This window comes from Streptomyces sp. NPDC050211 (genome assembly GCF_040656035.1).
Taxonomy (GTDB): Bacteria; Actinomycetota; Actinomycetes; order Streptomycetales; family Streptomycetaceae; genus Streptomyces.
In genome coordinates this window covers 179,549-196,387 of the sequence record NZ_JBFALC010000007.1, presented here as the reverse complement: position 1 = coordinate 196,387, position 16,839 = coordinate 179,549, and the positions used below count along the sequence as shown (strand labels likewise).

Sequence of the window (16,839 nt, the reverse complement as noted above, 5' to 3'; positions counted from 1 at the left end):
TCCAGGGGATGGGTCGCCCCCGGTCCGAAGCCTGTGCGAACCCTGTGACCTGCGGTTTCAGCTCGTCAGCCCCAACTCCCGGGCGATCAGCATCCGTTGGACCTCACTGGTGCCCTCACCGATCTCCAGGATCTTCGAGTCGCGCCACATGCGTGCCACCGGGTATTCGTTCATGAAGCCGTAGCCGCCGTGGATCTGGGTCGCCTCACGGGCGTTGTCCACCGCGATCGTCGACGAGTAGAGCTTGGCCAGGGCCGCCTCCTTCTTGAAGGGTTCGCCGGCGACCAGGCGGGAGGCCGCGTCACGCCAGGCCAGGCGGGAGGTGTGGGCCTTCATCTCCATGTCGGCGAGCTTGAACTGGATCGCCTGGTTGGCGCCGATCGGGCGGCCGAAGGCATGGCGTTCCTTCGCGTACTTCAGGGACTCGTCCACGCAGCCCTGGGCCAGGCCCGTCGCGAGGGCCGCGATGGCGATACGGCCTTCGTCGAGGATGTGCAGGAACTGGGCGTAGCCGCGGCCCTGTTCGCCCAGCAGGTTCGCGGCCGGAACGCGGACGTCGGAGAAGGACAGCTCGCGGGTGTCGGAGGCGTTCCAGCCGACCTTCGAGTAGGGCGGGGCGACCGTGAAGCCCGGGGTTCCCGACGGGACGATGATCGCGGAGATCAGCGGCCTGCCGTCCGGCTTGCGGCCCGTCACCGCCGTGACCGTCACCAGGCCCGTGATGTCCGTACCGGAGTTGGTGATGAAGCACTTCGTGCCGTTGATCACCCACTCGTCCGTCTCGGCGTCCAGCCGGGCCGTCGTCTGCGTCGCGCCCGCGTCGCTGCCGCCGTCCGGCTCGGTCAGGCCGAAGGCGCCGAGGATTTCGCCGGTGCACAGGCGGGGGAGCCACTCGCGCTTCTGCTCCTCGGTGCCGAAGAGGTGGATCGGCATCGCGCCGAGCGAGACGCCGGCCTCCAGGGTGATGGCCACCGAGGAGTCCACGCGGGCGAGTTCCTCCAGGGCGATGCCCAGCGCCAGATAGTCGCCGCCCATACCGCCGTACTCCTCCGGGAACGGCAGCCCGAACAGGCCCATGCGGCCCATCTCGCGGACGATCTCGTACGGGAATTCATGGTGCTCGTAGAACTCGCCGATCTTGGGGGCGACCACGTCGTGCGCGAACTGCTCGACCGTACGCCGGAGTTCTTCGAGTTCGGGGGACAGGCGGTGGTCCATGGCAGATCACTGCTCCTTGTGGGGCTGTGGTGTGGTACCGAGTGCGCGGACGGCGCGGGACGGGCTGGGTCGGCCCAGGTGGGCGGCCATCCAGACGCTGGTGGCGACGAGACGGCCGAGGTTGACTCCGGTGTCGATGCCGAGTCCTTGGAGCATCCACACGAGGTCTTCGGTGGCGAGATTGCCGGTGGCGGACTTGGCGTACGGGCAGCCGCCGAGGCCGCCCGCCGAGGCGTCGACGGTGGTGACGCCGTGTTGCAGCGCGGCCAGGGTGTTGGCCAGCGCCTGGCCGTACGTGTCGTGGAAGTGCACGCCCAACGCGCTGGTCAGGACGTGCTGTTCATTGAGTGCCCTGAGCAGTTCGAGGACATGGCCCGGGGTCGCCACGCCGATCGTGTCGCCGAGGCTCAGCTCGTCGCAGCCCATGTCCAGCAGGGCCCTGGCGACGTGCACGACCTGGTGGACGGGGACCGGGCCCTCCCACGGGTCGCCGAAGCACATCGACAGATAGCCGCGTACGTGGACCTGCTCGGCCTTCGCCCGCGCGACCACCGGCTCGAACATGGCCAGCGCCTCGTCGAGCGTCCGGTTGAGGTTGGCCTTGGCGAAGGACTCGGTGGCGCTGGCGAAGACGGCGACGCGGGTGGCGCCGAGGGACAGCGCCCGGTCCAGTCCGCGTTCGTTCGGCACGAGCACCGGGAGTGCGACCGGCAGCCCGCTCACGGCCGGGAACAGCTCTTCCGCGTCCGCGAGTTGAGGCACCCACTTGGGGTGGACGAAGCTGGTCGCCTCGATCGTCGTCAGGCCCGAGTCGGCCAGCCGGCGGATGAACTCCGCCTTGATCTCGGTCGGCACGGTCGACTTCTCGTTCTGCAGTCCGTCGCGTGCGCCGACCTCGTGGATCCGCACCCGGGTGGGCAGACCCTGGGCCGGTACGGCCATGGGGAGTCCCTGAACCGTCATTCCTCCGCCTCCTCGTGCGGTGCGACGACCGCCAGTACCTGGTCCATGGCGACCGTCGTGCCCGGTGCCACATCCAGCTCGGCGACCGTGCCGGCGTGCGGGGCGGAGATGACGTGTTCCATCTTCATCGCCTCGACGACCAGCAGACTCTGACCGGCGGCCACCTCGTCACCGACGGCCACCTTCACGACCGTGACCGTGCCCGGCATCGGCGCGGTGAGCGAGTCGGCACCGGAGTGCGCGGCCCGGGTGAGCGAGGCGGCGACCGGGTCGTGGTCACGGACGTGCCAGGCGTCGCCGTCGCGGCCGATCCAGTCGGCGGCTCGGTGGAACGTGTGCCGGACGCCGTCCAGCAGCACCGACACCTCGTCATCGGTGACGGTGTGCGTGCCGCGCGGGACGTACTCCACGGGGTCGTGCACCCGGAGGTGGAAGCCGACCTGCTTGGCTTCCCCGCCCAGCCGCCAGCCGCTCGGCACCGAGAACGGGTCGGTCCAGCCGTTCCCGTGCGGCCGCAGCGCTTCCAGGCGTACGGCCGCTGCCGCCTCGTAGACCTCTTCGGGTACGTCGGTGGAGACGAGGTCGGCCACCACCCGTTCGACCAGGCCCGTGTCCAACTCGCCCTCGACCACCGCCGGATGGGCCAGCAGCCGCCGCAGGAACCCCGCGTTCGTCTGCACGCCCAGCGTCACCGTCTCCCCGAGGGCGGCCCGGAGCTTCCTGAGCGCGGTCGCGCGGTCGGGGCCGTACGCGATCACCTTGGACAGCATCGGGTCGTACAGGCTGCCGACCTCGGTGCCCTCGCTGAGCCCGGAGTCGGTGCGGACGCCGTTGCCCTGGGGCTCGCGCAGTTGTAGGACCGTGCCGCCGGACGGCAGGAACCCGCGCGATGGGTCCTCGGCGCAGACGCGGGCCTCGACCGCGTGGCCGGTCAGCCGGATCTCGTCCTGTGTGAACGGCAGTCGCTCTCCCGCCGCCACCCGCAGCTGCCACTCCACCAGGTCAAGGCCCGTGATCAGCTCGGTCACCGGGTGCTCCACCTGGAGGCGGGTGTTCATCTCCATGAAGTAGTACGACGACGGATCGACGCCCGGGACGATGAACTCGACCGTGCCCGCGCCGACGTAACCGCAGGAACGGGCCGCCTGGACCGCCGCCTCGCCCATGGACGCGCGCGTGGCCTCGTCGAGCAGGACTGAAGGGGCCTCCTCGATGATCTTCTGGTGGCGGCGCTGGAGAGAGCACTCGCGCTCGCCCAGGTGGATCACGTTCCCGTGGGCGTCCGCCAGGACCTGGATCTCGATGTGCCGGGGGCGGTCGATCCACCGCTCGACGAGGAGCGTGTCGTCGCCGAAGGAGGCCGCGGCCTCGCGCCGGGCCGCCGCGATCTCCTCGTCCAGCACGGCCAGGTCGCGCACCAGGCGCATGCCCTTGCCGCCACCGCCGGCGCTGGGCTTCAGCAGCACGGGGGCGCCCAACGTGTGGGCGGCGTAGGTGAGTTCGGGGTCGCGGCCGCCGGGCACCACCGGTACCCCGGCCGCCTGCACCGTCTCCTTCGCCCGGATCTTGTCGCCCATGAGGGAGATCGCCTCGGCGGGCGGCCCGATGAAGGCCAGGCCCGCCTCGGCGCACGCGCGCGCGAACGCGGTGTTCTCGGCGAGGAAGCCGTACCCGGGGTGGACCGCCTGGGCGCCGGTGCGGGCGGCGGCCTCCAGGATGCGCTCCACGGACAGATAGCTCTGTGCCGCCGGGGCGGGACCGATCCGTACGGCCGTGTCGGCCTCCCGGACGTGCCGGGCGTCGGCGTCCGCGTCGGAGAAGACGGCGACCGAGCGGACGCCCAGCGTGCGCAGCGTGCGGATGACCCGGACGGCGATCTCGCCCCGGTTGGCCACAAGCACGGTGTCGAACATGATCGTGTCGGACATGGTCGTAAGGTCCCTCACATCCGGAAGACGCCGAACTGGGGATCACCCAGGGGCGCATTGGCGCACGCGGTCAGGGCCAGGCCCAGCACCTGACGGGTCTCCAGCGGGTCGATGACGCCGTCGTCCCAGAGCCGGGCGGTGGCGTAATAAGCGTTCCCCTGACGCTCGTACTGCGCACGGATCGGCGCCTTGAAGTCCTCCTCCTCGTCCTCGGGCCAGGACTCCCCGCGGGCCTCCAGCTGGTCACGCTTGACGGTGGCGAGGACGGAGGCGGCCTGCTCGCCGCCCATGACGGAGATCTTGGCGCCGGGCCACATCCACAGGAAGCGGGGGGAGTAGGCCCGGCCGCACATCGAGTAGTTGCCCGCGCCGTACGACCCGCCCACCACGACCGTCAGCTTCGGCACGCGCGTGGTGGCGACCGCCGTCACCATCTTGGCGCCGTGCTTGGCGATGCCCCCGGCCTCGTAGTCCCGGCCGACCATGAACCCGGAGATGTTCTGCAGGAACACCAGCGGGATCCCGCGCTGGTCGCACAGCTCGATGAAGTGGGCGCCCTTCTGGGCGGACTCGGAGAACAGGATGCCGTTGTTGGCGACGATGCCGACCGGGTGGCCGTGGATCCGGGCGAAGCCGGTGACCAGGGTCTGCCCGAACTCGGACTTGAACTCGGAGAAGCGCGAGCCGTCGGTGATGCGCGCGATGATCTCGCGGACGTCGTACGGAGTGCGGGGGTCGGCCGGCACGGCGCCGTACAGCCCGTACGGGTCGACCTTCGGCTCCACGGCGGGCACCACGTCCCAGGGCAGCGGCCCGCGCGCGGGAAGCGTGGCGACGATATTGCGGACGATCCGCAGCGCGTGCGCGTCGTCCTCCGCGAGGTGGTCGGTCACGCCGGACACGCGCGCGTGGACCTCGCCGCCGCCGAGCTCCTCCGCGGTGACGACCTCGCCGGTGGCGGCCTTCACGAGCGGGGGCCCGCCGAGAAAGATGGTGCCCTGATTGCGGACGATCACGGCCTCGTCGCTCATCGCGGGGACGTAAGCCCCACCGGCCGTGCACGACCCCAGCACGGCCGCGATCTGCGGGATGCGCGCCGCCGACATCCGGGCCTGGTTGTAGAAGATCCGCCCGAAGTGCTCACGGTCGGGGAAGACCTCGTCCTGCATGGGAAGGAAGGCCCCGCCGGAGTCCACCAGATAGAGGCAAGGCAGCCGATTCTCCAGGGCGACTTCCTGCGCCCGCAGATGCTTCTTCACGGTGATGGGGTAGTACGTGCCCCCCTTCACGGTGGCGTCATTGGCGACGATCACGCACTCGCGCCCGCCGACCCGCCCGATCCCGGCGATGACACCGGCCGCCGGGGCCTGTCCGTCGTACATCCCGTCGGCCGCGAGCGGGGCCAGTTCCAGGAAGGGCGAGCCGGGGTCGAGGAGGGTGTCGACCCGGTCGCGGGGCAGCAGCTTGCCGCGTGCGCAGTGTCGTGCGCGGGCCTTCTCGCCGCCGCCGAGCCGGGCGGCGGCGAGCTTGCCGCGCAGCTCTTCGACGAGCGCCAGCTGTGCCGCCTCATTGGCCCGCCAGGCCTCCGACGCGGGGTCTGCCGCGCTGTGGAGCTCCGGTGCCTGTTGCATCCTGCGGTCCCCTCACCTTGTTAATGAGCGTTAACGCATTTCCTCCAGGTTAACGACCGCTAACCTCCCTGTCTAGAATTGGTTTCATGGCCACCAGAACCGACGCCCCCACCCGCCGTGAGCAGATCCTCAAGGAAGCGGCCCGGCTCTTCGCCGAGCGCGGCTTCCACGGGGTCGGAGTCGACGAGATAGGCGCTGCGGTGGGCATCAGCGGCCCCGGCCTCTACCGGCACTTCGCGGGCAAGGACGCGATGCTCGCCGAGCTGCTCGTCGGCATCAGCGGCCAGCTGCTGACGGGCGGGAAGCGCAGGGTCGCCGAGACGGACGGCAACCCCGACGCGCTCCTCGACTCCCTCATCGAGGGCCACATCGACTTCGCCCTCGACGACCGCCCCCTCATCACCCTGCACGACCGCGAGCTGGACCGCCTCCGCGACAGCGACCGCAAGCTCGTACGACAGCTGCAGCGGCAGTACGTCGAGCTGTGGGTCGAGGTGGTGCGCAAGGTCTACCCCGCCCTCACCGAACCGACGGCCCGCTCAGCCGTCCACTCGGTCTTCGGCCTCCTCAACTCGACCCCACACCTGGGCCGCCCGGGCTCCCTCCCGGGACGCGCGGCCACGGCGGAACTGCTGCACCGGATGGCCCGGGGGGCGTTCGGGGCGGCGGGGGCGGAGTGAGGCGCCCGGCGCAGGCCTGACGATCGGCGTGCGACGGGCGCCTCGACTCAGCCGAAGGCCAGCTCGTTCGTGCCCCACTCACTGGCTGCGGCCTGCACCGTGATGGCGGCGCCGATGGCGTTCTTGCCCCCCGCGTACAGGGCGATGCTCCCGTCGGAGCCGAGGGCCCAGATGTCGGGGGTGCCGTCCCCGTTGACGTCCGGGGTGCCGTACAGGTGCGTGACGGGTGTGCTGCCCTCGCTCCAGCCCTCGGCATAGACGGTGTCCGCGCCGTTCAGGGAACCGGCGGCCGTGGACACGAGGCAAGGGTGGATCCGCCGTTCTCCGTGTGCTTGATGCCATGGCAGAGGAGCAGTCGGTCCGAGGATTCGGATCGGTAGGCGAAGTCCGGCGCGCCGTCCGCGTTGTGGTCGCCGACGGAGACGAGGTCGCGCTCGGCCCAGGACGTGGCGGCGACCTGCGTGGCCTTGGAGAACGTCGCCCCGGTGTAGCCGGTGAGGATCCAGAAACCGCCGCCGGTGGTGACGAACAGTCGGGCCGCTGGTCCAGGTTGTAGTCGCCGGTGATCATCTGGGTGAACGTGGCCGGATCGGGTCCGTCGTCCGGCAGCCGCATGGTCATGCGCTGGGAGACGTCGACGCTGCCGTAGCCGTCACCCCGGTAGACGTAGAGCTTCCCGTCTGCCGGGAGCAGGGCATCATCAATGGCTCGCCGCTCACGGACGACGACATACCCACGGTGTGGAAGCAGCTCAACGAGGAGCCGACGTACAACATCCGCTCGGTGGCGTACCTGACGATCTACAACGCCTACCAGATCAGCGCACCCCGGCCGGGCCTCACCACCACCCCGGCCCAGACCCAGGCCCTGCTGGCCCGGTACAACGGCACCAACGACAACGCCGCGAAGTACGGCCGTGAGCTGATCGGCCTGTACAACGTGCTGGAGAACTACAACATGCTGTCGCGCGGCTAGTGAGACCGAATGAAGACGAGCACCGCACACCCTTGGCTCCGGCGGAGTCTCCCCCTGGTCGTCAACATCTTGCTGGGGATCCCAGCCGTGGTGCCCGCGTTCCTGTTGTGGTACTTCGCGTCGAACTGGCCCCTTGCCGACCTGGGCTGGACCGAGCACGAACCCACCGAGAACGACGGCATGCTGCCCTGGTTCATGGTCGCCACACCGATCCTCACCCTGTTCGGGCTCGTCTGGTGGCTGGCCAACCGTCCTTTCCGGCGCAGGACGGCGCTGTCACCCCATGCGTACTGGCTACTGAGCGCCGCGGCCACCGCACTGCCCACGCTAACTCTCATCATCATCAGCTTGGGAAGGAACTGAAGAGGTGACCGACAACACACGCAGCAGCACGAGCGGCATACCAAGACGGGCCATGCGGATCCGGCCCCGTGCGCGCCCCCACCCGCCCCCCGGCGTGACGAGCGTTACCCCCAGCCCTCTCTGGACGCCGCGTCCTACTCGCCGGTACCTTGAATGAGCAAGCGCTTAGACATGTACCGGTGGAGGAGGACGGCGTGCGCCGTACGGTGTTCAACGAGGATCACGAGGCGTTCCGGGAGACCCTTCGCGCCTTCATCGAGGCCGAGGTCGTGCCGGTCTACGACGAGTGGTTCGCGGCTGGTCAGGCGCCGCGCGACTTCTACTACAAGCTGGCCGAGCTGGGCGTCTTCGGTATCCGCGTGGACGAGGAGTTCGGCGGCGCCGGCATCGACTCGTACAAGTTCGAGGCCGTGATGTACGAGGAGACGGCCCGCGCGGGTGTGCAGTTCGGCGGCTCCGGTGTGCACGTGCTGCTCGGTCTGCCGTACATCAAGATGCTCGCCACCGACGAGCAGAAGAAGCGGTTCCTGCCGAAGTTCGTCTCCGGTGAGGAGATGTGGGCGCTGGCCATGACCGAGCCGGGGACGGGGTCCGACCTCGCCGGTATGAAGACCACCGCCAAGCTCAGCGAGGACGGCACGCACTACGTCCTCAATGGCGCCAAGACCTTCATCACGGGTGGCGTCCACGCCGACCGCGTGATCGTCTGCGCCCGGACGTCCGCGCCCACCGCCGAGGACCGCCGCTTCGGTATCTCCCTCTTCGCCGTGGACACCAAGTCCGAGGGCTACTCGGTCGGCCGGAAGCTCGACAAGCTCGGGCTGAAGACGTCCGACACCGCCGAGCTGGCGTTCGTCGACGTCAAGGTGCCCGTCGAGGACCTGCTCGGCGAGGAGAACAAGGGCTTCTACTACCTCGGCCACAACCTGGCGTCCGAGCGCTGGGGCATCGCCTTCGGCGCCTACGCCCAGGCCAAGGCGGCCGTCCGGTTCGCCAAGGAGTACGTCCAGGACCGCACCGTCTTCGGCAAGACCGTCGCCTCCTTCCAGAACACCAAGTTCGAACTGGCCGCCTGCCAGGCCGAGGTGGACGCGGCGGAGGCCGTCGCCGACCGCGCCCTCGAGGCCCTCGACGCCGGTGAGCTGACCCCGGCCGAGGCCGCCAGCGCCAAGCTGTTCTGCACCGAGGTCGCGCACCGCGTGATCGACCGCTGCCTCCAACTGCACGGCGGCTACGGGTTCATGAACGAGTACCCGATCGCCCGCCTGTACGCGGACAACCGCGTGAACCGCATCTACGGCGGGACCAGCGAGATCATGAAGTCGATCATCGCGAAGGACATGGGCCTGTAAGGTTCTCGAAATTACCGGCCAGTAGAAAAGGTGCCATGAACCAGGCACTACAGGGTCTCCTCGATCTGCTCGACATCGAGCAGATCGAGGAGAACATCTTCCGCGGCCAGTCCCGCTCCGCCGTCGTCCCACGCGTCTTCGGCGGACAGGTCGCGGCCCAGGCGCTCGTCGCCGCCGGGCGTACGGTTCCCGAGGACCGTTTCGCCCACTCCCTCCACGCGTACTTCCTGCGCATCGGCGACGCGGGCGCCCCCATCGTCTACAACGTCGACCGTATGAACGACGGCCGTTCCTTCACCGCGCGCCGCGTGGTCGCGATCCAGCACGGACAGCCGATCTTCGCGCTCTCGGCCTCCTTCCAGAAATACGAGGAAGGCTTCGAGCACCAGACCCCGATGCCGCCCGCCCCCGACCCGGCCACCCTCCCCACCGCCGAGGAACGGCTGCCGGCGTACGACCTCGCCCCCGAGGTCGTCGAGAAGATGCTGGAGGCGCGGGCCGCCGTAGATCTGCGCTACGTCGACGACCCGCCGTACGGCCGCTACGGCGAGCCCCGCGAGCCGCACTCCCAGGTCTGGTTCCGCACCAACGGCAAACTGGCCGACGACCCGCTCTTGCACGTCGTCCTTGCCACCTACGTCTCCGACATGACCCTCCTCGACTCCGTCCTCCTCGCGCACGGGCGCGGGGGATGGGCGGTCGGGGACGTCGTCGGGGCCTCCCTGGACCATGCGATGTGGTTCCACCGGCCCTTCCGCGCCGACGAATGGCTCCTGTACGACCAGGAGTCCCCGTCGGCGCACGGCGGCCGGGGTCTCGGCCAGGCCCGCATCTACACGCAGGACGGACAGCTCGCGATATCGGTGATCCAGGAGGGCGTGGTGCGCGCCCCCCGGCCTAGGTGAGCCCCGCCTCGGCCAGCAGATACGCCGTCAGCGGGTCGTAGTACCGCGGGCTGAGGACGTGGTCGTCGAGGGGGACCGCCACCTGGAGGGTGCCTTCCGACTCGGCGAGGAAGAGGGCCGGGTCGTTGGAGTCCGCGTATCCGACAGAGTCGACGCTGTGTTGGGCGGCGTATCCGGCCCAGCCGTGGTCGGCGACGACCAGGTCGGGCAGCGGGCGGCCCTCCTGCTCCAGGGCGGTGAGGATGGCGCGCATCGGGGCGCCGGAGTGCGTGTGCCACAGCGTGGCGCCGTGCTCCAGCATCGCCACGTCCGCGAACTGCATGACGTATCCCTCGTCCGTCTGCAACCCGTCCGGGATCACGACGATCTCGCAGCCGGCCGTGCGCAGCGCGGCGGCCGTCGCGCGGTGCACGTCGAGCAGTCCGCCGGGATGGCCGGTGGCGAACAGCACCCGCTGCTCGCCGTCGGCCGCCTTGCGCAGCCGGGCCGCCATCCGCTCCAGGGCGTCGACCGTCAGCTCGGGGTCGATGGTGTCCTGGCCGTGCCGGTACTCCGGGTCGTCGTTCACTCCCACCCGCTCGGTCATCACCGCGAGCACGTCCTGCTCGTCCGTCCAGCGCTCGCCGAGCTCGAGGCCGAGCCAGTAGTGCCGGTCGCCGTTGGCCAGCTTGCGGTAGTGGGAGAGGTTGTTCTCGCGAGGCGTGGCCACGTCGCCCGCGATACGGGTCTTCACGAGGTGGTCGACGAGCTCGGCGCGGCTGGGGGTCCCGGATATCGGCATGGGAACCATTGTGAGGCAGACCGCAGGGCGAACACCCGGCGTCCCGCCCGCTGGGACACGCGTCACTCACCCGTTCCGCAGCGCGAACCACAACTCCATGCGTACGTCGGGATCGTCCAGGTCGGCGCCCAACAACGCCGCGCACCGGGCGATCCGCTGCCGCACGGTGTTGCGGTGCACGGACAGTGCGACGGCCGTACGGTCCCAACTCCCGTGCAGCGAAAGCCAGGTGCGCAGGGTCTCGGTGAGGGCCGGAGTGGTCGCGACGGGAGCCAGGAGCGCGCGGGCGTGCGCCTCCGCCTCTTCCCGCGGGAGGAGTTCGGCGAGACCGGGGCGGGCGCCGTGCCGGACCAGGGCCGCGCGGGTGGCACGCGCGCGTGCCAGAGCGCGGGCCGCCTGTGTGTCGGCCGACGGCCACTCCTGCGGCGCGGCGGGCGCGCTGACGCCGAGCGTCCAGCCCGGCTGCGGCTCGATCTCACGCAGGGGCACGAGCACGCGTACGACATCCGCCGCGAGGTCCACCAACGGCGAACCGAGCGCCGCGCCCAGCGCCGAGGCCGCCATGGCGTCGGGGCGCTGCGCGTCCGGCCGCGCATGCACGACCAGCCACCGGTCGGCAGGCGCCACCTCCGACACAGGCCCCAGCAGCGGCGCGACCTCCTCGGGCGGGGCGCCCAGCAGCATCCGTACCAGCGCGGAGGACCGGGCCGCGCCCGCGCCGCTGTGGTGCTCGCCGGTGAGGAGGGTGAGCAGCACGGCGGCGACGGAGGCGATGGTGTGGTCACCGGGGTCGCGCTGCGGGGCCGCGATGCCCAGCACGAAGCCCTGTCCGGCGCCGAGGGCGTAGGCGGCGAGGTGGGTGCCGGCGACGGTGTCGGTGGCGGAGGTGGGGCGGACGGTGCCGGCCGGGGCCGGTCGGGCGGCGGGTGGGCGGTCGCCTTGTGCCGCCCGGCCGGAAACGGCGGCGGAGGCGGGGCGGAAGGGGCCTGCGGGTGGGCGGGTGGCTGGTGCCGGCCCGCTGGGCTCATCGGCCGGGTGGCCTGCGGACGTGCGGTCCGCGGCGGCCGTCGCGCCGCGCCCGCCCCGCCTCGCCGCCGCGTCCGTCGGCCGCACCACCCCCGCCAGATCCGCCAGCGCCCCCTTCGTCTCGCCCTCGGGTGCCCGCCCCGCCGCCGCGATCTCCCCGCCGTCCGGCCCGAACAGCACCGCTCGTCCGCCGACCCGCTGGGCCAGTTGCCGCAGTACCGACGGCACCGGGTCGGGGCGGGAGGCCGCGGCGGCCAGGCTCTGCTGGGCCTCCGTCACCCGGCGCAGCTCCGCGAGGCGGGCCTGGGCCATGAGCTGCCAGACGGCGCGGGCGACACCGGAGAAGGTGGTCTGCGGCGGGACCTCGACCAGCGGCAGCTCGTACGCCTCGCAGGCCGCGACCAGCGCCCGCGGCACGGTGTCATGGACCGGGGCGAGCCCGAAACCGAGGGCCGCGCCGCCCGCCGCGACGATCCGGGAGACGTAGTCGTCGAAGTACGTGCCCGAGCCCGCCGCGTCAGGGATGTGTACGCCGGCCGTCAGCAGCAGCTCGCCGCCCAGCAGATACGGGTACGGGTCCGCCATCTCCGAGGTGTGCGCCCAGTGGATGACGATGTCCGGATCGGTGGGCCCGGCGATCTGGCGCAGGGCGAGGTCCTCGCGGGCCAGGAGGGACGCGAGGGGCACGGGTGGCGTGGGGGGAACAGAGGGTTCCGGCATGGTGTGCGCTTCCTCTACTCGGGGCACCTCGAATGGATGAAACGTACACTTCGCAGTCGCTTCCCGGCCACCTAGGGTCGGTCGTCAGCACCCGCCGGCGCTACCGACCGAAGGAGGGCCCTGTGGCCATCGACTACGCAGTGATCGTCGTCTATCTGGTCGGCATGCTGGCCATGGGCTGGTGGGGCATGCGCCGCGCCAAGTCCAAGAGCGAGTTCCTGGTCGCGGGCCGCCGTCTCGGCCCGACCATGTACTCCGGCACCATGGCCGCGATCGTCCTCGGCGGCGCGTCCACCATCGGGGGCGTCGGGCTGGGTTACCAGTACGGGCTCTCCGGCGCCTGGATGGTCTTCACCATCGGCCTCGGACTCCTCGCCCTCTCCGTCTTCTTCTCCGCCCGCATCGCCCGCCTCAAGGTCTACACCGTCTCCGAGATGCTCGACCTGCGCTACGGCGGCCGAGCCGGCGTCATCTCCGGTGTCGTCATGTGGGCGTACACCCTCATGCTCGCGGTCACCTCGACGATCGCGTACGCCACGATCTTCGACGTCCTCTTCGACATGAACCGCACCATCGCGATCATCCTCGGCGGCTCGATCGTCGTCGCGTACTCGACGCTCGGCGGCATGTGGTCGATCACGCTGACGGACATGGTGCAGTTCGTGGTGAAGACGATCGGCGTGCTGCTGCTCCTGCTGCCCATCGCCGTCGTCAAGGCGGGCGGGTTCAGCGAGATGAAGGCGCAGCTGCCCACCGAGTACTTCGACCCGCTGGGCATCGGCGGCGAGACGATCTTCACCTACGTGCTGATCTACACCTTCGGCATGCTCATCGGTCAGGACATCTGGCAGCGCGTGTTCACGGCCCGCAGCGACAGGACGGCGAAGTGGGGTGGCACGGTCGCGGGCACGTACTGCCTCGCGTACGCCCTCGCGGGCGCCGTCATCGGTACGGCGGCCAAGGTGCTGTACCCGAAGCTGGGGAGCGCGGACGACGCCTTCGCGACCATCGTGAAGGACGAACTCCCGGTGGGCGTACGGGGGTTGGTGCTGGCCGCCGCGCTCGCGGCCGTCATGTCGACGTCCTCCGGCGCGCTGATCGCCTGTGCCACCGTCGCCAACAACGACATCTGGTCGCGGCTGCGGGGGAAGATCACGGGCGGTGAGCGCGACGAGGTCAAGGACAACCGCGCCTTCATCCTCATCATGGGCCTTGCGGTGATCGGTACGGCCATCGCGCTCAACAACGTCGTCGAGGCGCTGACGGTGGCGTACAACCTGCTCGTCGGCGGACTCCTCGTGCCGATCCTCGGCGGACTGCTGTGGAAGCGGGGCACCGCCCAGGGCGCGCTCGCCTCCGTCGCCGTCGGCGGTCTCGCCGTCATCGGCCTGATGGCGACGTACGGCATCCTCGCCAACGAGCCCATCTACTACGGGCTGCTGTCCTCGCTGGCCACCTATGTCGTCGTATCCCTGGCGACTCCGGCGACCGACGCGGCCGTACTCGAAGCCTGGCGCGAGCGGCTCGCCGGGCGGGCGGCCGAACCCCGGTCGGAGCCGGTCCCGGCGCACCAGTAAAGTCGTATGGCAAGTAGTACATACGCGATGAAGCGTGAGAAAGAAGGCATTTCCCGATGAGCAGCACCGAGACGCCCCGCGGCCCCGTCGACTCCTCCCGCATCCCGCGGTACGCCGGACCCGCGACCTTCGCCCGGCTGCCGCGGCTCGACGAGGTCGGCCGTGCCGATGTCGCCGTGGTCGGCGTGCCGTTCGACTCGGGCGTCTCGTACCGGCCGGGCGCCCGCTTCGGCGGCAATGCGATCCGCGAGGCGTCCCGGCTGCTGCGCCCGTACAACCCGGCGCAGGACGCGTCCCCCTTCGCGCTGGCGCAGGTCGCGGACGGCGGGGACATCGCGGTGAACCCGTTCAACATCAACGAGGCCGTGGAGACGGTCGAGGCGGCGGCGGACGAGCTGCTGGGGACGGGGACCCGGCTGATGACCCTCGGCGGCGACCACACCATCGCGCTCCCGCTGCTCCGCTCCGTGGCCAAGAAGCACGGCCCGGTGGCGCTGCTGCACTTCGACGCGCACCTCGACACCTGGGACACGTACTTCGGCGCCGAGTACACGCACGGGACGCCGTTCCGGCGGGCGGTGGAGGAGGGGATCCTGGACACCTCCGCCCTCTCCCACGTCGGTACGCGCGGGCCGCTGTACGGCAAGCAGGACCTGGACGACGACGCCAAGCTCGGCTTCGGCATCGTGACGTCCGCCGATGTGATGCGGCGCGGTGTCGACGAGGTCGCCGACCAGCTGCGCCAGCGCATCGGTGACCGCCCGCTGTACATCTCCATCGACATCGACTGCCTGGACCCGGCACACGCGCCCGGCACGGGGACACCGGAGGCGGGCGGCATGACGTCGAGGGAGCTCCTTGAGATCCTGCGGGGTCTGGCGTCCTGCAACCTGGTCTCGGCGGATGTCGTCGAGGTGGCCCCCGCGTACGATCACGCCGAGATCACGTCGGTGGCCGCGTCCCACACGGCGTACGAACTGACCACGATCATGTCCCGCCAGATTGCAGAGGCCCGCGCGCAGTGACTCACGACCACGACCTGGTGCTCCGTCCGACCGAGGCGCAGATCTCGGCCGCGCTGAATCCTCCCCCCGGCCGCAACGGCGGAGACCTGGTCGTGGAGACGCTGGCGGCGCTCGGCACCACGACGGTGTTCGGGCTGCCCGGCCAGCACGCCCTCGGCATGTTCGACGCACTGCGGCGCAGTGACCTGCGGTACATCGGGCTGCGGGTGGAGAACAACGCCGGGTTCGCGGCCGACGCGTACGGCCGGATCACGGGCGAGGCGGCGCCGCTGCTGCTGTCGACGGGACCGGGCGCGCTGACGTCGCTGGCGGCGCTCCAGGAGGCGGCGGCGGCCTCGGCGCCCGTCCTGGCGATCAGCAGCCAGATCCCGACGGCGGGGCTGGGCGGCGGACGCCACGGCTATCTGCATGAACTCCCGGACCAGGCGGCCTCGTTCAGGGGCGTGGTCAAGTCCGTCCACACCGTCCGTACGCAGTCACAGATCCCCTCCGCCATCGAGGCGGCCTGGAAGTCGGCGCTGACGGCCCCGCACGGCCCGGTGTGGGTGGAGATCCCGCAGGACGTGCTACTGGCGCAGACCTCGATCCCGGTCGTGACGGGCGGCGACGCCTTCCCCGACGAGCTGCCGCCGCGCCCCGAATTGACGGCGGTGGCAGCCGACTTGCTGTCGCAGGCGGCCCGCCCGGCGATCATCGCGGGCGGGGGAGTCGTACGGTCGGACGCCTCGGGCAAACTCCGTCGGCTCGCCGAGATGCTGCAGGCGCCGGTGGTCACCACGCCCGGCGGCAAGGGCGCGTTCCCCTGGAAGCACCCGCTCTCGCTCCAGTCGTGGATCGAGGACCGGCACACCACGGACTTCCTGGAGGACGCGGACGTTCTGCTGGTGGTCGGCTCGGGTCTGGGCGAAGTGTCGTCCAACTACCACACGTTCAAGCCGCGCGGCCGGGTCGTCCAGATCGAGGCCGACCTCGGCAAGCTGGAGTCCAACCACCCGGCACTGGGCATCCACGCGGACGCGCGACTGGCGTTGCAGGCGCTGCTGGAGACGGTGGAGGAGCGGCCGGACCCGTCGGCGCCGGAGCGGGTGCGGGCGGTCCTGGCGAAGGTTTCCGAGCGCATCGCCGCCCAGGAACTCACCCTGGAACAGAACGTGCTGGCCTCCGTCCGCAGGGCCCTGCCCGCCGACTCCCCGTCCTTCTGGGACATGACGATCCTGGCCTACTGGGCCTGGTCCGCCTTCGACGCCAAGGGCCCCAACCTCCTGCACTCCGCCCAGGGCGCCGGCGGCCTCGGCTACAGCTTCCCGGCGGCGCTGGGCGCTGCGGCGGCGGACCCTTCACATCCGGTGCTGGCGGTGTCGGGTGACGGAGGCGCGCTGTACTCGATCGCCGAGCTGGCGACGGCCAAGCAGTACGACCTGCCGGTCACCTGGCTGATCGTCGACGACGGCGGTTACGGCATCCTGCGCGAGTACATGACCGACGCCTTCGGGGAGGCGACGGCGACGGAACTGACGCGGCCGGACTATGTGGCGCTGGCGGAGTCCTTCGGGGTCCCGGGGGTTCGTACGTCCCCCGAGACCCTGGAGACGGACCTGGCGAAGGCGCTGGCCGCACCGGGGCCGTCGGTGGTCGTTTTGCCGGCAGTGCTGCGCATGTTTGCGCCGACCCACCTGGGCTCGGACTGATCACCCG

The 16,839-nt window shown here is 70.7% G+C and carries 15 protein-coding genes; 8 read left to right on the top strand and 7 right to left on the bottom strand.

The features are described 5' to 3' along the window. Nucleotides 1–57 precede the first annotated feature (57 nt). The 4 genes from AB0I98_RS10370 to AB0I98_RS10355 are packed head-to-tail and all read right to left on the bottom strand — an operon-like array spanning nucleotide 58 to nucleotide 5,740. A complete protein-coding gene (locus AB0I98_RS10370) occupies nucleotides 58–1,218 on the bottom strand; it encodes an acyl-CoA dehydrogenase family protein (protein ID WP_362938235.1) in 1,161 nt (386 codons plus the stop codon). 6 nt (nucleotides 1,219–1,224) lie between these two features. Continuing rightward, entirely contained in the window at nucleotides 1,225–2,181 is a 957-nt protein-coding gene (locus tag AB0I98_RS10365) for a hydroxymethylglutaryl-CoA lyase (protein WP_362938232.1), read from the bottom strand. Continuing rightward, complete coding sequence (locus tag AB0I98_RS10360; protein WP_362938357.1) at nucleotides 2,178–4,094, bottom strand: biotin carboxylase N-terminal domain-containing protein; 1,917 nt, start codon at nucleotides 4,092–4,094, stop codon at nucleotides 2,178–2,180. The genes AB0I98_RS10365 and AB0I98_RS10360 overlap by 4 nt, the downstream gene beginning before the upstream one ends. Before the next feature lie 29 nt (nucleotides 4,095–4,123). Next, nucleotides 4,124–5,740 carry a carboxyl transferase domain-containing protein gene (locus tag AB0I98_RS10355; RefSeq protein ID WP_362938229.1) on the bottom strand — a complete coding sequence of 539 codons (1,617 nt, stop codon included), beginning with the start codon at nucleotides 5,738–5,740 and terminating at the stop codon, nucleotides 4,124–4,126. 86 nt (nucleotides 5,741–5,826) lie between these two features. Between AB0I98_RS10355 and AB0I98_RS10350 the strand changes: the two genes are divergently transcribed. Beyond that, complete coding sequence (locus AB0I98_RS10350; RefSeq protein WP_362938226.1) at nucleotides 5,827–6,420, top strand: TetR/AcrR family transcriptional regulator; 594 nt, start codon at nucleotides 5,827–5,829, stop codon at nucleotides 6,418–6,420. A 47-nt stretch (nucleotides 6,421–6,467) separates the two neighbouring features. Here the strand turns inward: AB0I98_RS10350 and AB0I98_RS10345 are convergent, their stop codons facing one another. Next, nucleotides 6,468–6,719, bottom strand: a complete 252-nt coding sequence (locus AB0I98_RS10345; protein WP_362938223.1) for a hypothetical protein — start codon at nucleotides 6,717–6,719, stop codon at nucleotides 6,468–6,470. Between the two features lie 439 nt (nucleotides 6,720–7,158). Here AB0I98_RS10345 and AB0I98_RS10340 point away from each other — a divergent pair, with 439 nt between their 5' ends. The 4 genes from AB0I98_RS10340 to AB0I98_RS10325 all read left to right on the top strand — a co-directional run bounded on the left by AB0I98_RS10340 (nucleotide 7,159) and on the right by AB0I98_RS10325 (nucleotide 10,015). After that, the gene (locus AB0I98_RS10340) at nucleotides 7,159–7,395 is read left to right on the top strand and encodes a hypothetical protein (protein ID WP_362938220.1); all 237 of its coding nucleotides are present in this window, start codon (nucleotides 7,159–7,161) and stop codon (nucleotides 7,393–7,395) included. A gap of 9 nt (nucleotides 7,396–7,404) precedes the next feature. Continuing rightward, complete coding sequence (locus tag AB0I98_RS10335; protein ID WP_362938217.1) at nucleotides 7,405–7,758, top strand: hypothetical protein; 354 nt, start codon at nucleotides 7,405–7,407, stop codon at nucleotides 7,756–7,758. Nucleotides 7,759–7,952: 194 nt separating this feature from the next. Further along, nucleotides 7,953–9,110, top strand: a complete 1,158-nt coding sequence (locus AB0I98_RS10330; RefSeq protein WP_210576800.1) for an acyl-CoA dehydrogenase family protein — start codon at nucleotides 7,953–7,955, stop codon at nucleotides 9,108–9,110. Nucleotides 9,111–9,145: 35 nt separating this feature from the next. Then, complete coding sequence (locus tag AB0I98_RS10325) at nucleotides 9,146–10,015, top strand: acyl-CoA thioesterase II (protein ID WP_362938214.1); 870 nt, start codon at nucleotides 9,146–9,148, stop codon at nucleotides 10,013–10,015. Here AB0I98_RS10325 and AB0I98_RS10320 read toward each other — a convergent pair. After that, the gene (locus AB0I98_RS10320) at nucleotides 10,008–10,796 is read right to left on the bottom strand and encodes a phosphatase (protein WP_362938211.1); all 789 of its coding nucleotides are present in this window, start codon (nucleotides 10,794–10,796) and stop codon (nucleotides 10,008–10,010) included. The genes AB0I98_RS10325 and AB0I98_RS10320 overlap by 8 nt on opposite strands. A gap of 66 nt (nucleotides 10,797–10,862) precedes the next feature. Continuing rightward, nucleotides 10,863–12,542 carry a helix-turn-helix domain-containing protein gene (locus AB0I98_RS10315; RefSeq protein ID WP_362938208.1) on the bottom strand — a complete coding sequence of 560 codons (1,680 nt, stop codon included), beginning with the start codon at nucleotides 12,540–12,542 and terminating at the stop codon, nucleotides 10,863–10,865. 122 nt (nucleotides 12,543–12,664) lie between these two features. On the opposite strand from AB0I98_RS10315, the gene AB0I98_RS10310 reads away from it, so the two are divergent. From AB0I98_RS10310 to AB0I98_RS10300, 3 genes are read left to right on the top strand one after another with little or no spacing between them, the layout of a single operon-like run. Beyond that, a complete protein-coding gene (locus AB0I98_RS10310; RefSeq protein ID WP_362938205.1) occupies nucleotides 12,665–14,119 on the top strand; it encodes a sodium:solute symporter in 1,455 nt (484 codons plus the stop codon). A gap of 56 nt (nucleotides 14,120–14,175) precedes the next feature. Further along, nucleotides 14,176–15,144 (top strand): agmatinase, encoded by a 969-nt coding sequence (gene speB, locus AB0I98_RS10305; protein ID WP_362938202.1) that lies wholly within the window; start codon nucleotides 14,176–14,178, stop codon nucleotides 15,142–15,144. Then, on the top strand, nucleotides 15,141–16,832 hold the full coding sequence (locus tag AB0I98_RS10300; protein ID WP_362938199.1) for a thiamine pyrophosphate-binding protein: 1,692 nt from the start codon (nucleotides 15,141–15,143) through the stop codon (nucleotides 16,830–16,832). The genes speB and AB0I98_RS10300 overlap by 4 nt, the downstream gene beginning before the upstream one ends. The last annotated feature ends 7 nt before the right edge of the window (nucleotides 16,833–16,839 follow it).

What these genes read in the sequence shown, in the direction of transcription:
- AB0I98_RS10370 (WP_362938235.1), bottom strand. Translation starts at nt 1,218, where the DNA reads ATGGACCACCGCCTGTCCCCCGAACTCGAAGAACTCCGGCGTACGGTC.
- AB0I98_RS10365 (WP_362938232.1), bottom strand. Translation starts at nt 2,181, where the DNA reads ATGACGGTTCAGGGACTCCCCATGGCCGTACCGGCCCAGGGTCTGCCC.
- AB0I98_RS10315 (WP_362938208.1), bottom strand. Translation starts at nt 12,542, where the DNA reads ATGCCGGAACCCTCTGTTCCCCCCACGCCACCCGTGCCCCTCGCGTCC.
- AB0I98_RS10360 (WP_362938357.1), bottom strand. Translation starts at nt 4,094, where the DNA reads ATGTTCGACACCGTGCTTGTGGCCAACCGGGGCGAGATCGCCGTCCGG.
- AB0I98_RS10355 (WP_362938229.1), bottom strand. Translation starts at nt 5,740, where the DNA reads ATGCAACAGGCACCGGAGCTCCACAGCGCGGCAGACCCCGCGTCGGAG.
- AB0I98_RS10350 (WP_362938226.1), top strand. Translation starts at nt 5,827, where the DNA reads ATGGCCACCAGAACCGACGCCCCCACCCGCCGTGAGCAGATCCTCAAG.
- AB0I98_RS10320 (WP_362938211.1), bottom strand. Translation starts at nt 10,796, where the DNA reads ATGCCGATATCCGGGACCCCCAGCCGCGCCGAGCTCGTCGACCACCTC.
- AB0I98_RS10335 (WP_362938217.1), top strand. Translation starts at nt 7,405, where the DNA reads ATGAAGACGAGCACCGCACACCCTTGGCTCCGGCGGAGTCTCCCCCTG.
- speB (WP_362938202.1), top strand. Translation starts at nt 14,176, where the DNA reads ATGAGCAGCACCGAGACGCCCCGCGGCCCCGTCGACTCCTCCCGCATC.
- AB0I98_RS10325 (WP_362938214.1), top strand. Translation starts at nt 9,146, where the DNA reads ATGAACCAGGCACTACAGGGTCTCCTCGATCTGCTCGACATCGAGCAG.